We start from the raw sequence: 16,960 nt of genomic DNA on the forward strand, positions 1-16,960 counted from the left end.
ATTGCCCGTGCTCATTTAATGGCCCTTGCTAGGCGTAGACTCTGTAATAGCGTTAACGCACCTAGCAGCATGACCCAAAGCACCAGTGTGCCCAAGGCGGGCAGGGCGGTTTTCAGGGTGCTCCAGCTTGAGCTGGGTTTGAAGCTGAACTCTGGGAAGGTCTGCCAGTTGGAACGATCTATGCGGTTTTCCTTGCCTTTGGTGGTGTCGTCCACATAGCTCAATTTCTCGGTTTGTAGCTTGTTCAGGCCTTGCACCAGGTTGTAGCGATATTGCTCACCCTGCTCCAGAAAACTTCTGAAATTCTGCAAATCAGTACCCGCGGCGCTCATAGAAAGCCGCTTGAGTGCAAACAAAGGGCTGAGCCAGGCAAAGTCATCCACAAAGCCATTTTGGGCGGTCTGCAGATCAAAGGCTTTTTTGGCATAGCGGTTGAACAGGGCGCTGGCCTTGCGCTCACCTTCCATGCCCACCAGGCCTTTGAAGTTGACGGGCAAATCTTCAATCCGGCTCACGCCATATTGCTTGAGCACTTGATCGCGGAATTCAGCAAACTTGGGGTCGTTGGGGTTATGCGAATCACCTAGTGCCAGATATTCTTTTTGGATGGTGATTTCGTTTTCAAAACGCGTGGGCAGGCTGATGGCCGCATTGGCCAAATCCGGCACCCAGCGCGGCAGCAGAATAATCGCCACCACCCATATTGCCAGCAAGCCCAGCAAGGCATCACGGCTACGCTGGCACAGGCTGGAAATAAACACCACCATCAATGACCACAGCAACAGCCAGACCGCATAACCCGCGATTAATACCAAGCTCATGCCCCAGGCAGATTCACGTGTGAGGGCTAACACCCCCAGCATGAGCACGGCAGGCAGCAATATCAGGCCAGTAAACGCTGAAAGTGCTGCCAGCTTGCCCAATACCAGTTGCTGGCTACTCACGCCCTGGGTCAGCAGCAGGCGCAGCGTGCCTGATTCGCGCTCACGCGCAATGCCGGAAAAGCCGACAAAAACCAGCAGCAGCGGTGCCAGCACCTGCAACACAAAAGCCGGGGTTAATTGCCCAAAGCGCAGCAAGAGTGAGGATTGCCTGACATCGCCAAAATTGGCGCTGTTCTGGCGGTGCGCCTCCAGAAACAGGGTGTTGCCGGTATAAGCACTGATGCCGGGGTCAAAGGCCGCCAGTGCGTTCAGGGGCCGAAACAGAAAATGGCCATAATGCGCCATTCTATGCGGGTGGCGATCTGGCTGGGATTCAAACTCATGGTTGGATTGCGTTTGGTAACGCGCTATTTCTGCGGCGCTGTTGCGCTGGTGTTCCCAGGCATTGAGTGAAGCAATCAGCATCAGCACCGTGAGCAAAAGGGTGCCTAGCACAGCCACATGGTTTCTCAGCAGGGAGCGGCATTCTTCCCGTGCAATTCTTAACACAATCTTCATCATGCCTGCCCTGCATAGCGACGATGCAGCAAGCGCACGTCAAACCTATCCTGACCTTCTGCTGCCACTTCTTCCACCAGGCGGCCAGCCTCGAGGAAGCCTATGCGGTCAGCCACGTCCGCCGCGCTGAGTAGATCATGCGTCACCATGAGAATGGCAACATTTTGCTGCCTGAGCAGGCTTAACAGGCGGTTGAATTCTGTAGTGGCCTGCGGGTCCAGGCCAGAGGTAGGCTCATCCAACAACAGAGCCGGGACTTTACGCGCCAGGGCCAAGCCTATGGCCACTTTTTGCCGCATGCCCTTGGAAAAACCGCTGACACGGCGATCAAACGCGGCAGGGGCCAGGCCCGCTGCGGCGAGTGAATTGGCGATGGTGTCGGCAGTTTCACGCTGGCCTGCAAGGTCTAGCAGATATTCCACATTTTCACGCGCAGTCAGGTGCTCATACAAGGCAACATTCTCGGGAATATAGGCAAACTGCTTGCGTGCCTCTGCCGGGTGGGTGCCAGGGTCTATGCCATTGACACGTATGCTGCCTGATTGCGGTGCAAGAAAGCCGAGAAACAGGCTTAAAGTGGTGGTTTTGCCTGCACCATTGGCACCGAGCAAGGCATAAATCTCGCCGGGGCGTATATGCAGATTAAGTTGGTGCAAGATGGTTTTGCTGCCATAAGCGGCAACGGCATTGACGGCATCCAGTACATATTCGACGCTGGTGGCCGCGGGTGAAAGCGCTTGATTGTTGACCATGATGTTGAAGCTCGAAAATCCAAATCTGTATTCAGGCTGAAGGAGTAAGCAAGGATTACTCCAGATGGATATGCAACACGGTTGCACGTAAATGCAAAATGATATCATTCACTGGCTGAATGCACCACCCAGCTGAGCAGAAGCAGCGTTGCTAGCTTGCAGAATGCTGGATTGAACCAGCTGCCAAGCTAGTCATGCTGATAAACTAGCGCGCACATGGCTGTTAGCATGTGCTGCAAATTAACTCGCTAATACAACTTCTAATTCACTCATTTAAACCATACCTTCAATCCAGACTAACCCTGCATGAACGAGACCCTGTTGTTATTCGGTTGCTGCAAACCACCTGGCTGGAAATCATTTCCTTCCTGCTGGCCATGCCATGGTGCTGCTCAATATCCGCCAGTCTGCCTGGGCCTGGCTGTTTGCCATTGCCTCATCCGCGCTGTATGCCATGGTGTTTTACGATGCGCGCATTTATGGTGATATGGCTTTGCAGTTTGTCTTTATTGCGGTGTCTGTGTGGGGGCTGTATCAGTGGCTGTTTGGCGGGCCGGATCATCAAGGGGTGGCGGTGTCACGCTTATCACGCCGAGGGTGGGGCCTAGTGGCAGTGACCTGGCTAGCAGCCTACGCCAGCATTGCCCTGCTGCTGCATGCTTTTACCGATAGTGATGTGGTGCATATTGATGCGTTTTTGACTGCTGGCAGCCTGGTGGCGCAGTTTCTGCTGACACGCAAGACGCTGGAAAGCTGGCATTTGTGGATACTGATCGATAGTCTGTATGTGGGCTTGTATCTCTATAAGCACTTGTACCTGACGGCCGGGCTGTATGCCTTGTTTACCGTGTTGGCCGTGCTGGGTTTACGCGTCTGGAAAAACTCCCTGGCTAAAAATACGGCAATGGCATGAGCGGCAAAGGCATGAGCAAGCCGGTCAGCACTGCAAGCATTCTGCGCATAGCCATCTTGGGTGCGGAGGCCACAGGCAAATCCACCCTGGCCGCCGCGTTGGCCGCGCATTACCACACGCTATGGGTGCCGGAATATCTGCGTGAATTTGTAGAGATCACCCAGCGTCCGCCCGTGGCTGCAGAACAACTGCTGATTGCAACGACCCAGCTTCAGCGTGAGGCCGAAAGCGCAAAGCGCGTGCTGGAGAACGCGGCGCAAGGAATGGAGCAAGGAATGGAGCAAGGAATGGTACAAACCAGTAGCTTATTGTTCTGCGACACCACGCCGCTGATGACGGCGATTTACAGCGAGCATTATTTTGTTGAGGCAGATTCTGCGCTGGCGAGGTTGGCAGCAGAACATGACTATGCCGCCACCATAGTTACCGCCCCCAGCATGCCCTGGGTGGCCGATGGCATGCAGCGCGACTCTGACGCGGTGCGGCAGAAAGTGCACCAAACCCTGCTGCATAAGCTGCAACAGGCGGGTATTCAATATCAATTGGTAGATGGCAGCCTGCAACAGCGTGTGCTGCAAAGTGTGGAATATCTCGGCGCATTGCTGGCTCAAACCGACTAGTACAAATAGTGAGGGGCAAGACTCCACCACAAAAAAATGCGGTTAAGTCTTGCCCCTCATGAGGACTTGTCCTTCATTAGGACTAGCCTCTAATTAGGACTAGCCTCTAATTAGGACTAGCCCCCTGGGATGTGCGTGTTGCTAACTAAAATCTATCAAAAATCGATCTGCGCCGATACCCTGAATACGCGCGGCGCACCTGGAATCAAATAGCCACCAAAGGCACTGGAAGCATCGCCCCAATAGAACTTGTTGAACACATTATCCACGCCAAAACGGAAAGTCGTTGCAGTGTCGCCAATCTTGGCGATATAACGTCCGCCCAGATTCAGCACGTGGTAGCCATCCACTTTTCTGTTTAAACCAGCAATTTCATTATTGGGCGCAAAAGCCTTGCTGCTGGAATAAAGCCAGGTGGCATTGAGCTTGAGTGCGGGCAGGCCAGGCCAGCTGTATTCACTGTAAACAGCAGATTTATACCTGGGCACGTTGCCCACCTGCTTGCCTTCAATGCGCGCATCGTCCGTGTCTTGTGCCTTGGCTTGCAGCGCGGTGAAACTGCCGCCCAGCATCCAGTCACGTGTCACACGGCCCTGTGCTGCAAACTCAATACCACGGTTGATCTGCTTGCCTGCCATGACATAAGTTGAACTGGCATCCACATATTCATTCTGACGCTTGATCTGGAAAATCGCCGCCGACAGGCTGAGATCCGGGGTGACATCGGTTTTGACGCCCAGCTCCAGCTGTCTGGACTTGTTAGGTCCATGATGACTTCTGCATTGGTGGTGCCAGTGGGGGCTTCGCCGCCTGGCTCCAGGCCTTGCGCGTAAGAGCCATACACAGAAAGCGTGGGCTGCGGGCTATATACCAGCGCCACATTTGGCAGCACAAAATTGTCATCGGTTTGGCGCGTGAGCGCACCAGAGGAATTGTACTGATCACGCTTGAGCTGCACGTAGCGTACACCTGCGTGAAGTTTCAGCTGCTCGGTCAAGGCCATGATGTCCTGCACAAACACCGCGCGTTCTTCATCCTTGCGGCGCAGGCTCACCGGGTTAACGCCGGGCAGCGCAAAATCGTAATACACCGGGTTGTAGATATTGCCCTCGCCTACATAATTGAAGACGTAATCGGCAAATTTGTCCTGGCGATTCAGGGTAGAAACGCCAGTGCTCAGCTCATGCTGCACATTGCCAGTGGCAAAGCTGCCTTGCAGCAAGGCCTGTTTGGTGGTGATGCTGCGCTTGTCGTTTTTGCGGCGCAGATCGTACAGCGAGTAATCACCATTGCTGCAATAACCCGTGATCAGCCCCTGGCCCTGACAGCCAGAAGGCAAGGCCACGGCATCATCCCGGTTAAGGTGGACTGGTTGGCCTGCAACACGGTGCGCCATTGATCATTCAGGGTGTAGTTGAACTTCACGCCCAGGTTGTAGCTGTCATCCACCACTGGGCGGCTCCAGGTTGATCATTCAGCATCTGCTTGGCGCGTATGCCAGTGGGAATGCGCTGCTCAGGCCCCAGCAACTGGAAGCCAGGCACTGTCAATTGCGATTTGTGCTGATAGTCGAGATCAAACTGCAACAGCGCACGTGGGCTGAAATGGAAATCAAACGCACCAGAAATAAAATTGCGGTTGCCAGTCGAGCCATCGATATAGGACTTGATATCTTCTGCCGCCACGTTGATGCGGTAACCAAACACGCCATCATCTGAACGTCCACCCAGATCCACCGCAGCATACTTGGTGCCGCGCTCACGCACTTCAAACGTGGCAGTGCGCAGCGGAGTATCGGTAGGGCGCTTGGTTACATAGTTGAGCACACCACCAGAAGCGGCAATGCCGGACTGCAAGCCCGCCAGACCCTTGAGGATTTCGAGGCGCTCCTTGTTCTCCATGGGCACCATGGCCTGAGCCAGAATCACCAGGCCATCCTTGCGGTAGTTGGCCCCTTGATCCAGCACAAAGCCACGGATGGCAAACCAGTCTGCCAGACCCACTGCGTTATAGGAGTTCTGCACACTGGCATCCCACTTCACTGCATCCGTGGCAGAACGCACACTGCGATCCTGCATTTGCTCTTGCGTGATCACGGTGATAGAGGCCGGGGTTTGCTGCAGCGAGGTTTCACTAAAACCACCCACGGCGGCAGTGCGCGCAGCTTTGGATTGAGAGGACGATGAAACCGTGATTTCTGGCAAGGCGTTATCGGCAGGTGCGGCAGTGTCTGCCAGGGCCATAGGTGCAAATGCGCAACTGATGGCCAGTGCAGTAAGTTTGGGGCTAAAGGAAAAAGCAGGCATTGTGGTGTTCACTCGCGTTAAGGACATGCATGCGAGGAACGGACAAAGGACGAATTTCGGTAAGAAGGAATCTAACCTTGATGGGCTTTGCGCTTTCCTACGCTGGCATTATCCAGGTCAGGTTCAAGGGTATATCTCACCGGAAGATTGGCTCTTCAGGACCCCTAGCGTGGGCCGTATGGTAACAAAAAATGGGTGGAATGGGCCAGTTTTCCACTCTGTGTAGCGTGTTTAGCTGCGAATAACCAAGCGCATAAGCAGGCTAAATAAATACATTAACTGCAACATTGAATCTGCTGGCGAGGGCCTTGGCTTGGCGAATGTTGAGTTGGCGACGACCATGCAATATATCGCTCACAACAGACTGGCCACCCAACTCTTTGGATAAGTCCGATTGTGTGAGCGCGTTTGATTCCATCAGAAACTGTAAAACATCCTTAGGCTCTCCTTCTGGAATATTGTGATGTTCAGCATCGTAGTCTTCGATTAACTTCCCAGCGACTTCAAGCAGGGATGCCAATGGATGAGTTTCGTTGTCTCCCACAATATCAATCAGGGCATTTAATTGCTCAACAAGCTTGTCGTAGTGTTCTTCATTGCGGATGCGGCCCAAGGCTGGCATGGCCTGATGAAAAGAATTCCAAGCTGGTGCAATTTGCTCAATGTTAAAGGCTAGCGCGCTCATTATTTTTTCCTCTGCTTTCTATGTTCCTCAGTCCACTGATCATATTCAGGGTGAGTCATGACTGCCCTGATGTAAATAATTTGCGTGTTGTAATGAATCGCTGTTTTGACTCTTACATTATTTCCACCAACATCAAATATCGTAAATGGCGCTACATAATCAGCAGAGTTGAAGCTTTTTTTGATCTCACTGAAGGTGGCATAAGAGGTTTTGCTGATGACATGATGCCAGGTCTATAACGGCGCTTTTGCAGTAGGATGCTTTTGCCAAAAGCTTTCCAGTGCTTTCTTAGAAATTACCCTCATGATTCAATTTATAGCATTTTGCGATAAATTGAAAAGGTTGGCTAAGTGATTAATTTATCGGGGGAATGCTCAATCAAAGGTAGGTATAAATGAACAAGCCCTGACAGGTCAGGGCTTGTTCATTTATGTGGGATTTGAATCGTGTTAGGTTTAGAACAATCACTTACGTTGCAATCGCTGATTCGATACACAACAATTGCTTTTACACGCTCCACTTAAAGTGATGCAACAGCCTTGCGTCTGGCTGCAGCTCCCAATACACCCAAACCAATCCCAAGCAGCGCATAGCTTGAAGGCTCAGGCACAGCCGTGACACTAAAGCCGAAGTTATCCAGACCCGAGACCAGGGTAGCCGCTCTACATGCGGTGGGGCAATTCAACCTGAGGCCAACGCGCACACCAAATGTGATCTTGGAGCCCGCAATGCTGAAGTCGGGCTTGTCAGCCGAGATGGTGCTGATCCAGTTGTCAGAGGCGCTGAAGTCGAATGAGTAGTGTGTCCAGTCGCCCAGAGTGACAGTTGCAAATTGGCTGTCCGCTACCGAATAAATAATGCCATCTTGCACAATGACCGGACGCATGAAAGCGGTGACCGAATCAGGAATTGTGCTGCTCACGCCCCTGGCAGAAAAACTGATGCTCAGCTTGTCTACCGCACCATAAAACGCAGGGTCATAAAAGTGCGTGATTAACACCGCAGATTTGACGGCATTGTCTGTATAGGGGGCACTGCTGGCACTATGGTTATAGATAATGCGATACCAAGGGTCAAAATCCCCCTCAGAGTTGAAAGCGCTACGCTGAAAGTTGATGACATATTCCGGGCCGGATTGTTCTGTATAAAACTTCCAGTCGGGCAGGACAAAATCGTCTTGGGTAAAGCCATAGGTTTCTGCCTGGCTTGTCGCAGCAGACATTGCCAGTGCTGCGCTCAGCAACAACTGAGCAACAATGACGGGGGATTTCATGGGGTGTCCTTTGGATGAGGTTTTGTATTATTTACACCTGATGGCGCGACGCAATCACAGCCATCTTGAGCATTATGTGCTTGCTGATATTTAAGAAAAATAGTCTAAATAGACTATTTGAATGACGCGGGTGGAATAGAGGGAATTGCGGAAAGATGGTGAGCTATTTTTGACCGAGGTTTGAAGGTAAAGATACGCCTTTTCTAACCCTTATCTTGGTTTTTGCGATCTACGACTACGGTTTGATCAGTGAGAGTATTCCGAGTTGGTTGCCGAGTCACAATCTTACCGTCACGCATTGTATAGGTCTCACGGCCAGCTTTATTGTGTTCATGGATGGCTTTAGCTACCGCCAAATTTGCAGCAGTTTCAAAACGGGATGCCACTTGATCAGGGGCTACTTTAATAACTTTTCTCATAATTCACCTCCAAATGATTCAAGGAAGCTCTCTAATAATGCTGGATCAACGATAGACATATGCTCAGCAGGGCCATCTTTGTTTACCACTAGCTCTGCAATGGCCACGTTCTGTACTCCAGCCATAAACCTATCTTCATTGGGAGAATTGTAGATTAACTCCCAATGATCTGCTAACGGTCGGTAGATTTCCCAAAAATTCTTTCTTGACCGTGGAAATCTGCGGCGTACGTATGCTTCAGGAACATCATGGCCTCCAGCGTGGACTCTAGTGGCAATACGGAGCAGGGATAGTTCTACCGATGATATGAAGACATAGATGATAGTGATTCTATAACCATGCTTTTTAGCATAAATCAGGTGATTCTTTAGAGTCAGCCCGGACAAGGTGGATTCAACGATGACAGAGGCTTGAGTCTGGATGATAGCCTTGAACTCAGTACTGAAAACTCTGGCAGCCTCAGTCTCTATATTGTCATATTCAGCAGGGTCTTGTTGCGCTGCAATAGCATCAGCCCCCAAGTAATTCACTCCAGTGTCTTCCTGCAACTGCATGGCAATAGTGGTTTTGCCACTTCCGTTGCCGCCGCCTATCAATATGATGTGAGGAGAGCTATCGTTTATATACATCAATGTAACCTGCCAATTTCGCGAGTTGTATAACGATTTTACGTAGCACAGTATGCCTTAAGGCTAGCATCTTACGGGGGTAGACAAAAATACTCGGGCATATTGAAGTGCATGTGGTCAGGCTTTGGTGCGTACAGCTTCCAAGGTGAATATGACTCACTTGGCGCGCATAGATTAGATGCAATTGCTGTAAGAAGCGGGAATATTGTGCTGCGCACTAGCATTCATACCCCAGAAAATGAAAAAGCCCCGATATATTCAATATATCGGGGCTTTCATCATTTTTGGCGGAGAGCGAGGGATTCGAACCCTCGATACAGGTTTAAGCCCGTATGCTTCCTTAGCAGGGAAGTGCCTTCGACCACTCGGCCAGCTCTCCGCACGAGGGCGTAACAATACTTGAATACGCCGCAAAAATCAACGCTGACTCAGCTTATATTTAAACTTCTTCCAGGCCGAAAGCCTTGTGCAGAACCCTTACCGCGAGTTCCATGTACTTTTCGTCTATGACCACGGAGATTTTGATCTCGGAAGTGGAGATCATCTGGATGTTGATGCCTTCTTCAACCAGGGTGCGGAACATCTGGCTGGCGATGCCTACATGCGAGCGCATGCCTACGCCTACACGGAAACCTTGGCAGTTTTGTCGTCGCCTATGATTTCACGTGCGCCGATATGGCCTTGTACCTTGTCACGCAGGATGTCCAGCGCACGGCTGAGATCGTTCTTGTGCACGGTGAAGGTGAAGTCGGTGGTGCCGTCTGCGCCTACGTTTTGGATGATGATGTCCACATCGATATTGGCATCGGCCACCGGGCCCAGAATCTGGTAGGCGATACCAGGACGGTCAGGCACGCCCAGTACGGTGATTTTGGCTTCGTCGCGGTTGAATGCGATGCCGGAGATGATGGGTTGTTCCATTTGCTTGTCGTCCTCAAAAGTAATCAGCGTGCCTTCGCCTTCTTCTTCAAAGCTGGAAAGCACGCGCAGTTTGACCTTGTATTTGCCTGCAAACTCGACCGAGCGGATTTGCAGCACCTTGGAGCCCAGGCTGGCCATTTCCAGCATTTCTTCAAAGGTGACGGATTTCAGGCGGCGTGCCTCGGGCACGACGCGTGGGTCTGTGGTGTATACACCATCAACATCGGTGTAAATCTGGCATTCATCGGCCTTGAGGGCTGCTGCCAGCGCCACGCCTGTGGTATCTGAGCCGCCACGGCCCAGGGTGGTGATGTTGCCTGCCTCGTCCACGCCCTGGAAGCCAGCCACTACTACAACGTAGCCTTGATCCAGGTCAGCACGCATGCGCTCCTCATCTATCTTGAGGATGCGCGCCTTGGTGTGGGCGTTGTCGGTGAGTATGCGTACCTGGCTGCCGGTGTAGCTCTTGGCTTTAACGCCAAGTTCTTGCAGGGCCATGGCCAAGAGGGCAATGGTAACTTGCTCGCCTGTGGAAACCAGCACGTCAAGTTCACGCGGGCTGGGGTTGGGCATGACTTCCTTGGCCAGGCCTATCAGGCGGTTGGTTTCGCCCGACATGGCGGAGACCACGACGACGACCTGTTGCCCCAGTGCCTTGTGGCGGGCAACACGGCGCGCCACATTGCCTATGCGTTCGGGGTTGGCGACCGAGGTGCCGCCGTATTTCTGTACGATGAGTGCCATATTTCTATCTAATCAAATGTGCTGCATCAATAAAACACTGGCGTTTGTGTGTAGACGCCAGCGACTTAATTCAATGTGGTTAACCTGATTTTGCCCGGCTATTGCAGTTTGTCCTGCACCCAGCCTGCCACGCTGGCCAGTGCTTCTGGCAGCTTGCTGGCATCGGTGCCACCTGCCATGGCCATATCTGGCTTGCCGCCGCCCTTGCCGCCCACCTGGCCTGCAACAAAGTTCACCAGCTCGCCTGCCTTGACCTTGCCCAGGGTATCTGCGGTAACGCCTGCTGCCACGCTGACCTTGCCAGCATTGACGCTGGCCAGCACGATGGCGGCGGTTTTGAGCTTGTCCTTGAGCTTGTCCATGGTCTCGCGCAGGGTGTTGGCGTCTGCGCTTTCCAGCACGGTAGCCAGCACCTTGACGCCCTTGATTTCCACGGCCTGCTCAGCCAGTTCATCACCTTGTGAGGAAGCCAGCTTGGATTTAAGCCTGGCCAGTTCTTTTTCCAGGGTTTTGACCTGATCCAGCGTCTGAGTGATTTTGCCTGCCAGCTCGCTGGCGGGTGCCTTGAAGGCAGAAGCTGCATCTGCCAGCAGGGCTTGTTGCTGTTGTACCAGTTGCAGCGCCACATCGCCAGTGGCCGCCTCTATGCGGCGCACACCAGCGGCAACGCCGGATTCTGCCACCACTTTGAACAGGCCAATATCGCCAGTGCGGCTCACATGGGTGCCGCCACACAGTTCACGGCTGCTGCCTATATCCAGCACGCGCACTTCATCACCATACTTCTCGCCAAACAGCATCATGGCACCCGTCTTCTGCGCGGATTCAATATCCATCACACGTGCCTGGGTAGGGTGGTTTTCCAGAATTTCAGCATTCACAATCTGTTCAATGCGGCGGATTTCATCGGCGCTGACTGGCGCATTATGTGAGAAGTCGAAACGGGTTTTATCTGGGTCTACCAGTGAGCCTTTTTGCTGCACATGGCTGCCCAGCACTTCACGCAGGGCCTTGTGCATCAAATGGGTGGCCGAGTGGTGGCGCATGGTGCGGTGACGCGCCACCAGATCAACGCGGGCTTGCACAGCTTCACCCACGTTCAGGCTGCCTGTACTCAACACCCCGTGATGGCCAAAGACGCTAGCCTGTATCTTCAGGGTATCTTCCACCTGGAAGATGCCGTCCAGCCCCTTGAGCAAACCTTGATCGCCCACCTGGCCGCCAGATTCGGCATAGAAGGGGGTGTTGTCCAGCACCACTACGCCCAGTTCGCCTTCATTCAGTTTCTCAACTGCGGCACCATCCTTGTACAAGGCCAGTACCTTGGCGCTGGTTTCCAGCGTTTCATAACCCTGGAAGCTGGTGGCAGCGCCATCGTATTCCAGATTGATAGACATCTTGAACTTGCCAGCCGCACGCGCTTGTTCCTTCTGGCGTGCCATGGCGGCATCAAAAGCCGCCGCGTCCACGCTGACTTCACGCTCTCTACAGACGTCAGCGGTCAAATCCAGCGGGAAGCCAAAGGTGTCATGCAGCTTGAAGGCGGTTTCGCCATTGAACACCTTGTTGCCGTGCTTGGCCATTTCCGCCAGCTCGGTTTCAAGGATGGTCATGCCGTTTTCTATGGTCTCAAAGAAGCGTTCTTCTTCCAGACGCAAAATGTCGGTGATGCGCTGCTCACCCTGCTTGAGTTCGGGGTAGGCATCGCCCATTTCCGCCACCAAATCCGCCACCATTTTGTGGAAGAAAGCCGCCCGAGCGCCCAGCTTGTAACCATGACGGATAGCGCGGCGGATAATGCGGCGCAGCACATAGCCACGGCCTTCATTGCCGGGGATGACACCATCGGCAATCAGGAAGGAACAGGCGCGGATATGGTCAGCCAGTACTTTCAGAGATGGGCTGTCGAGATCAGTAGTGCTGGTCACGCGCGCAGCCGCCTTGATCAGGCTTTGGAATAGATCAATCTCGTAATTGCTGTGCACGCCTTGCAGCACGGCGGCAATACGCTCCAGACCCATGCCAGTATCCACGCTGGGCTTGGGTAGCGGATGCATTACCCCGGCTTCATCGCGGTTGAACTGCATAAAGACGTTGTTCCAGATTTCGATGTAACGGTCGCCATCTTCTTCTGCGCTGCCTGGAGGCCCGCCCCAGATGTGCTCGCCGTGATCGTAGAAAATCTCGGTGCAAGGGCCGCAGGGGCCAGTGTCGCCCATCATCCAGAAGTTATCCGAGGCATAGCGCGCACCCTTGTTGTCACCAATGCGGATTACACGCTCGGCGGGCACGCCGATTTCCTTGGTCCAGATGTCATAGGCCTCGTCATCCTCGGCATAGACGGTGACGGTGAGCTTGTCCTTGGGTAGCTTGAATACGCCAGTGAGTAACTCCCAGGCGAAGTTAATGGCATCGCGCTTGAAGTAATCGCCAAAGCTGAAATTACCCAGCATTTCAAAGAAGGTATGGTGGCGCGCGGTGTAGCTACGTTTTCCAGATCGTTGTGCTTGCCGCCTGCGCGTACACACTTTTGCGAGGAGGTGGCGCGGTTGTAAGGGCGCTTGTCAAAGCCCAGAAACACGTCCTTGAACTGGTTCATCCCGGCATTGGTGAAGAGCAGGGTGGGGTCGCCCGCTGGCACCAGCGAGCTGGAGCTAACGATCTGGTGCCCCTTGGAAGCGAAGTAATCCAGGAAAGCCTGGCGAATCTGATTGCTCTTCATTTAGCTGTTTTCTTGCTCATAATGTTGTTAAATCACTGCAGCCTGGGCTGCAGTCGAATATATCTCTTGCCTAATCATGCTCATCCGGGCTGTCACGCAGCACCTGGCGGATAATATCAAAGCCAAAGCCACGCCCCTGCAAAAACCTGGCCTGTTTGGCCCATTCCTCACGGGTTTGCGGCGCGCCTGCAAATTTCTTGCCATGCACCTGGCGCGCGGTTTCAAGCTCATTGGCCTCAACTTCAGCCACGGCCTTGCCGATTAATTCATCGGCCACGCCATGTTCGCGTAGCTCATGTGCCACGCGCAGGCTGCCGTAGCGGCTGCGGCGTGCATGCACTATCTGCTCGGCAAACCTGGCATCAGATAACCAGCCGCGCTGCTTGAAATCTTCCAGCAGCGCAGGGATGTCATCCTCTTCAGTGGCATAGGCGCGCAGTTTTTGCTGCAATTCCTGATAGGCGTATTCACGCCGTGTCAGAAAAGCCAAAGCCCGCTCGCGCAGGCTGATGGCAGGTTTATTCGTCGTCTTCTTCATCCGGCGCCGTGGTCATCGCGGCGTTGGCCAGGTTAGAGTTGGCGCGTATCTTGGCGTCGATTTCATTGGCAATCGCAGGGTTGGCCTTGAGAAACTCGCGGGCGTTATCCTTGCCCTGGCCTATCTTCTCGCCGTTGTAGCTATACCAGGCACCCGCCTTCTCAACAAACTTGAGGTTGACACCCATTTCGACAATTTCGCCTTCACGCGAAATACCTTCGCCGTAAAGAATATCGAACTCGGCTTGCTTGAACGGCGGCGAAACCTTGTTCTTGACTACCTTGACGCGGGTTTCGGAGCCAGTGATTTCATCACCCTTCTTGATCGCGCCAGTGCGGCGGATATCCAGACGCACAGAAGCGTAGAACTTCAGCGCATTACCACCAGTGGTGGTTTCAGGGTTGCCGAACATCACGCCTATCTTCATACGAATCTGGTTGATGAAAATCACTAGGGTGTTGGTGCGCTTGATGTTGGCGGTGAGCTTGCGCAGTGCTTGTGACATCAAGCGGGCTTGCAGACCCATGTGCGAGTCACCCATTTCGCCTTCAATTTCAGCCTTGGGGGTCAGCGCGGCTACCGAGTCAACCACCACAATATCCACCGAGCCAGAACGTACCAGCATATCGGCAATTTCCAGCGCCTGTTCGCCAGTGTCAGGCTGGGAAATCAGCAATTCGGAAACATTCACACCCAGCTTCTGGGCGTATTGTGGGTCCAGCGCGTGCTCAGCATCGATAAAGGCTGCCGTGCCACCCAGCTTTTGCATTTGCGCGATGACAGATAGCGTCAGCGTGGTTTTACCGGAAGATTCCGGGCCATAAATCTCAACAATACGGCCGCGTGGCAAACCGCCTATGCCCAGCGCGATATCCAGCCCCAGCGAGCCTGTGGAAACAGCCTGGATGTCAGAGGCAACATCGGTGTCACCCATGCGCATGATGGAGCCTTTGCCAAACTGTTTCTCGATTTGCGAGAGGGCTGCGGCCAGCGCTTTGCTTCTATTTTCATCCATCTGTGAGTACCTTTTTGAGTTGCCTGCTAAAGCCTGCAATTATTTCATAAATTCAGTGCCTAGGGTAAGGTGCAGCAGACCTTGCAATGCGGTTTTTACCGCCTGCCTGCGTACGGCCTCCCGGTCTCCGGCAAACTGCAGCCTGCGTGTCCATAGTCGGCCATCCCTATGCGCCCAGCCAAAGCACACCGTACCCACGGGTTTTTCTGCCGAGCCACCCTCTGGCCCGGCAATGCCAGTGATGGCAGCACTGAGGTCAGCATGGCTGTAGGCCAGGGCACCCAGCGCCATTTCCTTGGCGGTGGCCTCGCTCACTGCACCAAAGGCCTGCAGGGTATCGGCACCCACGCCCAGCATTTCCTGCTTGGCGGCATTGCTATAAGTCACAAAGCCGCGTTCCAGCCAGGCTGAACTGCCCGGTATGGCGGTAGCACACTGCGCTACCCAGCCGCCAGTGCAGGATTCAGCCAGCGATAACTGACTGCTCTGCTGCGCCAGGGCCGCGCCCAGTTGTTGCGCCAGGCTTAAAAGCTCTGCATCATCCACCATTGCAATCCTTTCAATACAGCGATGGCATAAATGGCGGCCAGCAAGTCATCCAGCATCACGCCAAAGCCACCATGAATTTTTCTATCCAGGGTACGGATAGGGAAGGGTTTCCAGATATCGAATAACCGGAACAACAGGAAGGCATATAACCACCACTCCCATGACTTAGGGGTGAACTCCAGCACCAGCATATAAGCGACAATTTCATCCCAGACTATGCTGCCATGATCATTCACCCCCAGATTGCGCCCGGTGATGCCGCAAAGCGGAATACCAATCAGGAAAAGCGCTGCCAGTATCGGCAGGTGGCTGACTTCAGGTAAATACATCAACACAGCAAACAGCGGCAGGGCTGCCAGCGTGCCACTGGTGCCGGGTGCCCTGGGCATGAGGCCGCTACCAAAACCCAAAGCCAGGAAATGTGCCGGGTGTTGCAGCAGAAATTGTCTATTTGGCAAAGTGGTCAAAACCATGCTCCTTGATCTTTAATGCTGTGCCATCCTGGCCCAGCACCTGTAATTTTCTTCCCGCCACAACGCGGCCTATGCGGCTCAGGCTAAGGCCTAGTTGCTGGCCTATGTGTTGAATGTGTTCACGTGCCGAGGCCGGGGCTGTGAAACAGAGTTCATAATCATCACCGCCAGATAAAATCCACTGCTGTACTAAGCTATCATGAGAGTAGGTGCTTACGGTGGGCGTCAGTGGGATGGCGGAAAAATCGATTTCTGCCCCTAGTTGTGAGCGGTCTAGAATATGGGTCAAATCCGCCAGCAGTCCATCAGAGATATCCAGCGCCGCATGCGCCACCCCACGCAAGGCCAGACCAAGTTCCACCCTGGGTTGCGGTTGGTGTAGGGCGCGGCTGCACAGCTCCTGCTCAGCTTCTGTCAGGCTAAAACGCTGCTGTAAACCTGCCAGGGCCAGAGCAGCGGCCCCCAGCGGGCCAGAAACCCAAATGTCATCATCCAGCTGGGCGTGGCTACGCAAGAGTGAAGCCCCAGGTGGCACTTCACCCATGATTTGCACACAGATATTCAATGGCCCACGCGTGGTATCACCGCCTATAAGCTGAATGCCGAATTGATCCGCACAGGCAAAAAAGCCTGTAGCAAAACCTGCAACCCAGGCTTCATTGGCTTCTGGCAATGCCAGCGCCAGTGTCACCCAGCGAGGTTGTGCGCCCATGGCGGCCATGTCGGAAACATTCACCGCCAGCGATTTCCAGCCTATGAGCCAGGGGTCTATATGTTCAAAAAAGTGAGTGCCTGCTACTAGCATATCCGCTGAAATGGCAAGCTCCATGCCTGTAGTTACTTGCAATAGAGCAGCATCGTCACCCACGCCCAATATTACGCCAGACTGTGCGTCATTGGCTGCGCTGCGGGTAAAGTAACGCTGGATCAGATCAAATTCAGACGCCATGGAATAGCAC

The 16,960-nt window shown here is 53.5% G+C and carries 15 protein-coding genes, 1 tRNA gene, 4 pseudogenes and 1 riboswitch; of the genes and pseudogenes, 2 read left to right on the forward strand and 18 right to left on the reverse strand.

Annotation, left to right across the window (positions count from 1 at the left end; translation table 11 throughout):
- Nucleotides 1-11: 11 nt before the first annotated feature.
- The gene (locus tag JCM2850_RS14430; protein WP_199898355.1) at nucleotides 12-1,445 is read right to left on the reverse strand and encodes an ABC transporter permease; all 1,434 of its coding nucleotides are present in this window, start codon (nucleotides 1,443-1,445) and stop codon (nucleotides 12-14) included.
- Complete coding sequence (locus JCM2850_RS14435) at nucleotides 1,442-2,194, reverse strand: ABC transporter ATP-binding protein (RefSeq protein ID WP_025872758.1); 753 nt, start codon at nucleotides 2,192-2,194, stop codon at nucleotides 1,442-1,444. The genes JCM2850_RS14430 and JCM2850_RS14435 overlap by 4 nt, the downstream gene beginning before the upstream one ends.
- 382 nt (nucleotides 2,195-2,576) lie before the next feature.
- Between JCM2850_RS14435 and pnuC the strand changes: the two genes are divergently transcribed.
- Nucleotides 2,577-3,107 carry a nicotinamide riboside transporter PnuC gene (pnuC, locus tag JCM2850_RS19700; RefSeq protein WP_148301291.1) on the forward strand — a complete coding sequence of 177 codons (531 nt, stop codon included), beginning with the start codon at nucleotides 2,577-2,579 and terminating at the stop codon, nucleotides 3,105-3,107.
- Nucleotides 3,104-3,727 carry an AAA family ATPase gene (locus JCM2850_RS14445; protein WP_199898356.1) on the forward strand — a complete coding sequence of 208 codons (624 nt, stop codon included), beginning with the start codon at nucleotides 3,104-3,106 and terminating at the stop codon, nucleotides 3,725-3,727. Before pnuC ends, JCM2850_RS14445 begins: the two co-directional genes overlap by 4 nt.
- 155 nt (nucleotides 3,728-3,882) lie before the next feature.
- Here JCM2850_RS14445 and JCM2850_RS23560 read toward each other — a convergent pair whose 3' ends face one another.
- The 16 genes and pseudogenes from JCM2850_RS23560 to thiL form a co-directional block, all read right to left on the reverse strand.
- Nucleotides 3,883-4,473, reverse strand: a complete 591-nt coding sequence (locus JCM2850_RS23560) for a TonB-dependent receptor domain-containing protein (RefSeq protein ID WP_369384927.1) — start codon at nucleotides 4,471-4,473, stop codon at nucleotides 3,883-3,885.
- A 110-nt stretch (nucleotides 4,474-4,583) separates the two neighbouring features.
- Nucleotides 4,584-5,123, reverse strand: a pseudogene (locus JCM2850_RS23565) (TonB-dependent receptor domain-containing protein); the annotation flags it as partial.
- Between the two features lie 25 nt (nucleotides 5,124-5,148).
- On the reverse strand, nucleotides 5,149-5,970 hold the full coding sequence (locus tag JCM2850_RS22045; protein WP_199898359.1) for a TonB-dependent siderophore receptor: 822 nt from the start codon (nucleotides 5,968-5,970) through the stop codon (nucleotides 5,149-5,151).
- A gap of 140 nt (nucleotides 5,971-6,110) precedes the next feature.
- Nucleotides 6,111-6,209: riboswitch (TPP riboswitch) on the reverse strand.
- Nucleotides 6,210-6,295: 86 nt separating this feature from the next.
- The gene (locus JCM2850_RS14455) at nucleotides 6,296-6,718 is read right to left on the reverse strand and encodes a helix-turn-helix domain-containing protein (RefSeq protein ID WP_025872762.1); all 423 of its coding nucleotides are present in this window, start codon (nucleotides 6,716-6,718) and stop codon (nucleotides 6,296-6,298) included.
- Nucleotides 6,718-6,939 (reverse strand): annotated as a pseudogene (locus JCM2850_RS24160) (type II toxin-antitoxin system HigB family toxin); the annotation flags it as partial. The gene JCM2850_RS14455 and the pseudogene JCM2850_RS24160, both read right to left, overlap by 1 nt.
- 299 nt (nucleotides 6,940-7,238) lie before the next feature.
- Entirely contained in the window at nucleotides 7,239-7,991 is a 753-nt protein-coding gene (locus tag JCM2850_RS23095; protein WP_025872766.1) for a PEP-CTERM sorting domain-containing protein, read from the reverse strand.
- Between the two features lie 415 nt (nucleotides 7,992-8,406).
- Nucleotides 8,407-9,039, reverse strand: a complete 633-nt coding sequence (locus tag JCM2850_RS14475) for an ATPase (protein WP_025872770.1) — start codon at nucleotides 9,037-9,039, stop codon at nucleotides 8,407-8,409.
- Between the two features lie 285 nt (nucleotides 9,040-9,324).
- A tRNA-Ser gene (locus tag JCM2850_RS14480) sits at nucleotides 9,325-9,418 on the reverse strand.
- A 60-nt stretch (nucleotides 9,419-9,478) separates the two neighbouring features.
- Nucleotides 9,479-10,704, reverse strand: a pseudogene (locus tag JCM2850_RS19715) (aspartate kinase).
- Nucleotides 10,705-10,802: 98 nt separating this feature from the next.
- Nucleotides 10,803-13,232: an alanine--tRNA ligase gene (alaS, locus tag JCM2850_RS19720; RefSeq protein WP_305079994.1), complete on the reverse strand. Its 2,430-nt coding sequence runs from the start codon at nucleotides 13,230-13,232 to the stop codon at nucleotides 10,803-10,805.
- Nucleotides 13,233-13,249: 17 nt separating this feature from the next.
- Nucleotides 13,250-13,426: pseudogene (locus JCM2850_RS23655) on the reverse strand (alanine--tRNA ligase-related protein); the annotation flags it as partial.
- A gap of 70 nt (nucleotides 13,427-13,496) precedes the next feature.
- Nucleotides 13,497-13,964, reverse strand: coding sequence for a recombination regulator RecX (gene recX / locus JCM2850_RS14495; protein WP_025872772.1), 468 nt, complete (start codon nucleotides 13,962-13,964; stop codon nucleotides 13,497-13,499).
- Complete coding sequence (recA, locus tag JCM2850_RS14500) at nucleotides 13,945-14,979, reverse strand: recombinase RecA (RefSeq protein WP_025872774.1); 1,035 nt, start codon at nucleotides 14,977-14,979, stop codon at nucleotides 13,945-13,947. The genes recX and recA overlap by 20 nt, the downstream gene beginning before the upstream one ends.
- 39 nt (nucleotides 14,980-15,018) lie before the next feature.
- On the reverse strand, nucleotides 15,019-15,528 hold the full coding sequence (gene pncC / locus JCM2850_RS14505; RefSeq protein WP_199898360.1) for a nicotinamide-nucleotide amidase: 510 nt from the start codon (nucleotides 15,526-15,528) through the stop codon (nucleotides 15,019-15,021).
- Nucleotides 15,504-16,001 carry a phosphatidylglycerophosphatase A family protein gene (locus tag JCM2850_RS14510; protein ID WP_036266345.1) on the reverse strand — a complete coding sequence of 166 codons (498 nt, stop codon included), beginning with the start codon at nucleotides 15,999-16,001 and terminating at the stop codon, nucleotides 15,504-15,506. Before JCM2850_RS14510 ends, pncC begins: the two co-directional genes overlap by 25 nt.
- A complete protein-coding gene (gene thiL / locus JCM2850_RS14515; protein WP_025872780.1) occupies nucleotides 15,976-16,950 on the reverse strand; it encodes a thiamine-phosphate kinase in 975 nt (324 codons plus the stop codon). The genes JCM2850_RS14510 and thiL overlap by 26 nt, the downstream gene beginning before the upstream one ends.
- Nucleotides 16,951-16,960 lie beyond the last annotated feature (10 nt).

Source organism: Methylobacillus glycogenes JCM 2850, assembly GCF_000617925.1.
GTDB lineage: Bacteria > Pseudomonadota > Gammaproteobacteria > Burkholderiales > Methylophilaceae > Methylobacillus > Methylobacillus glycogenes.

Coding starts and splice junctions, on each gene's coding strand:
- JCM2850_RS14430 (WP_199898355.1), bottom strand. CDS start 1,445: ATGATGAAGATTGTGTTAAGAATTGCACGGGAAGAATGCCGCTCCCTG.
- JCM2850_RS14435 (WP_025872758.1), bottom strand. CDS start 2,194: ATGGTCAACAATCAAGCGCTTTCACCCGCGGCCACCAGCGTCGAATAT.
- pnuC (WP_148301291.1), top strand. CDS start 2,577: ATGGTGCTGCTCAATATCCGCCAGTCTGCCTGGGCCTGGCTGTTTGCC.
- JCM2850_RS14445 (WP_199898356.1), top strand. CDS start 3,104: ATGAGCGGCAAAGGCATGAGCAAGCCGGTCAGCACTGCAAGCATTCTG.
- JCM2850_RS22045 (WP_199898359.1), bottom strand. CDS start 5,970: ATGGCCCTGGCAGACACTGCCGCACCTGCCGATAACGCCTTGCCAGAA.
- JCM2850_RS14455 (WP_025872762.1), bottom strand. CDS start 6,718: ATGAGCGCGCTAGCCTTTAACATTGAGCAAATTGCACCAGCTTGGAAT.
- JCM2850_RS23095 (WP_025872766.1), bottom strand. CDS start 7,991: ATGAAATCCCCCGTCATTGTTGCTCAGTTGTTGCTGAGCGCAGCACTG.
- JCM2850_RS14475 (WP_025872770.1), bottom strand. CDS start 9,039: ATGTATATAAACGATAGCTCTCCTCACATCATATTGATAGGCGGCGGC.
- recX (WP_025872772.1), bottom strand. CDS start 13,964: ATGAAGAAGACGACGAATAAACCTGCCATCAGCCTGCGCGAGCGGGCT.
- recA (WP_025872774.1), bottom strand. CDS start 14,979: ATGGATGAAAATAGAAGCAAAGCGCTGGCCGCAGCCCTCTCGCAAATC.
- pncC (WP_199898360.1), bottom strand. CDS start 15,528: ATGGTGGATGATGCAGAGCTTTTAAGCCTGGCGCAACAACTGGGCGCG.
- JCM2850_RS14510 (WP_036266345.1), bottom strand. CDS start 16,001: ATGGTTTTGACCACTTTGCCAAATAGACAATTTCTGCTGCAACACCCG.
- thiL (WP_025872780.1), bottom strand. CDS start 16,950: ATGGCGTCTGAATTTGATCTGATCCAGCGTTACTTTACCCGCAGCGCA.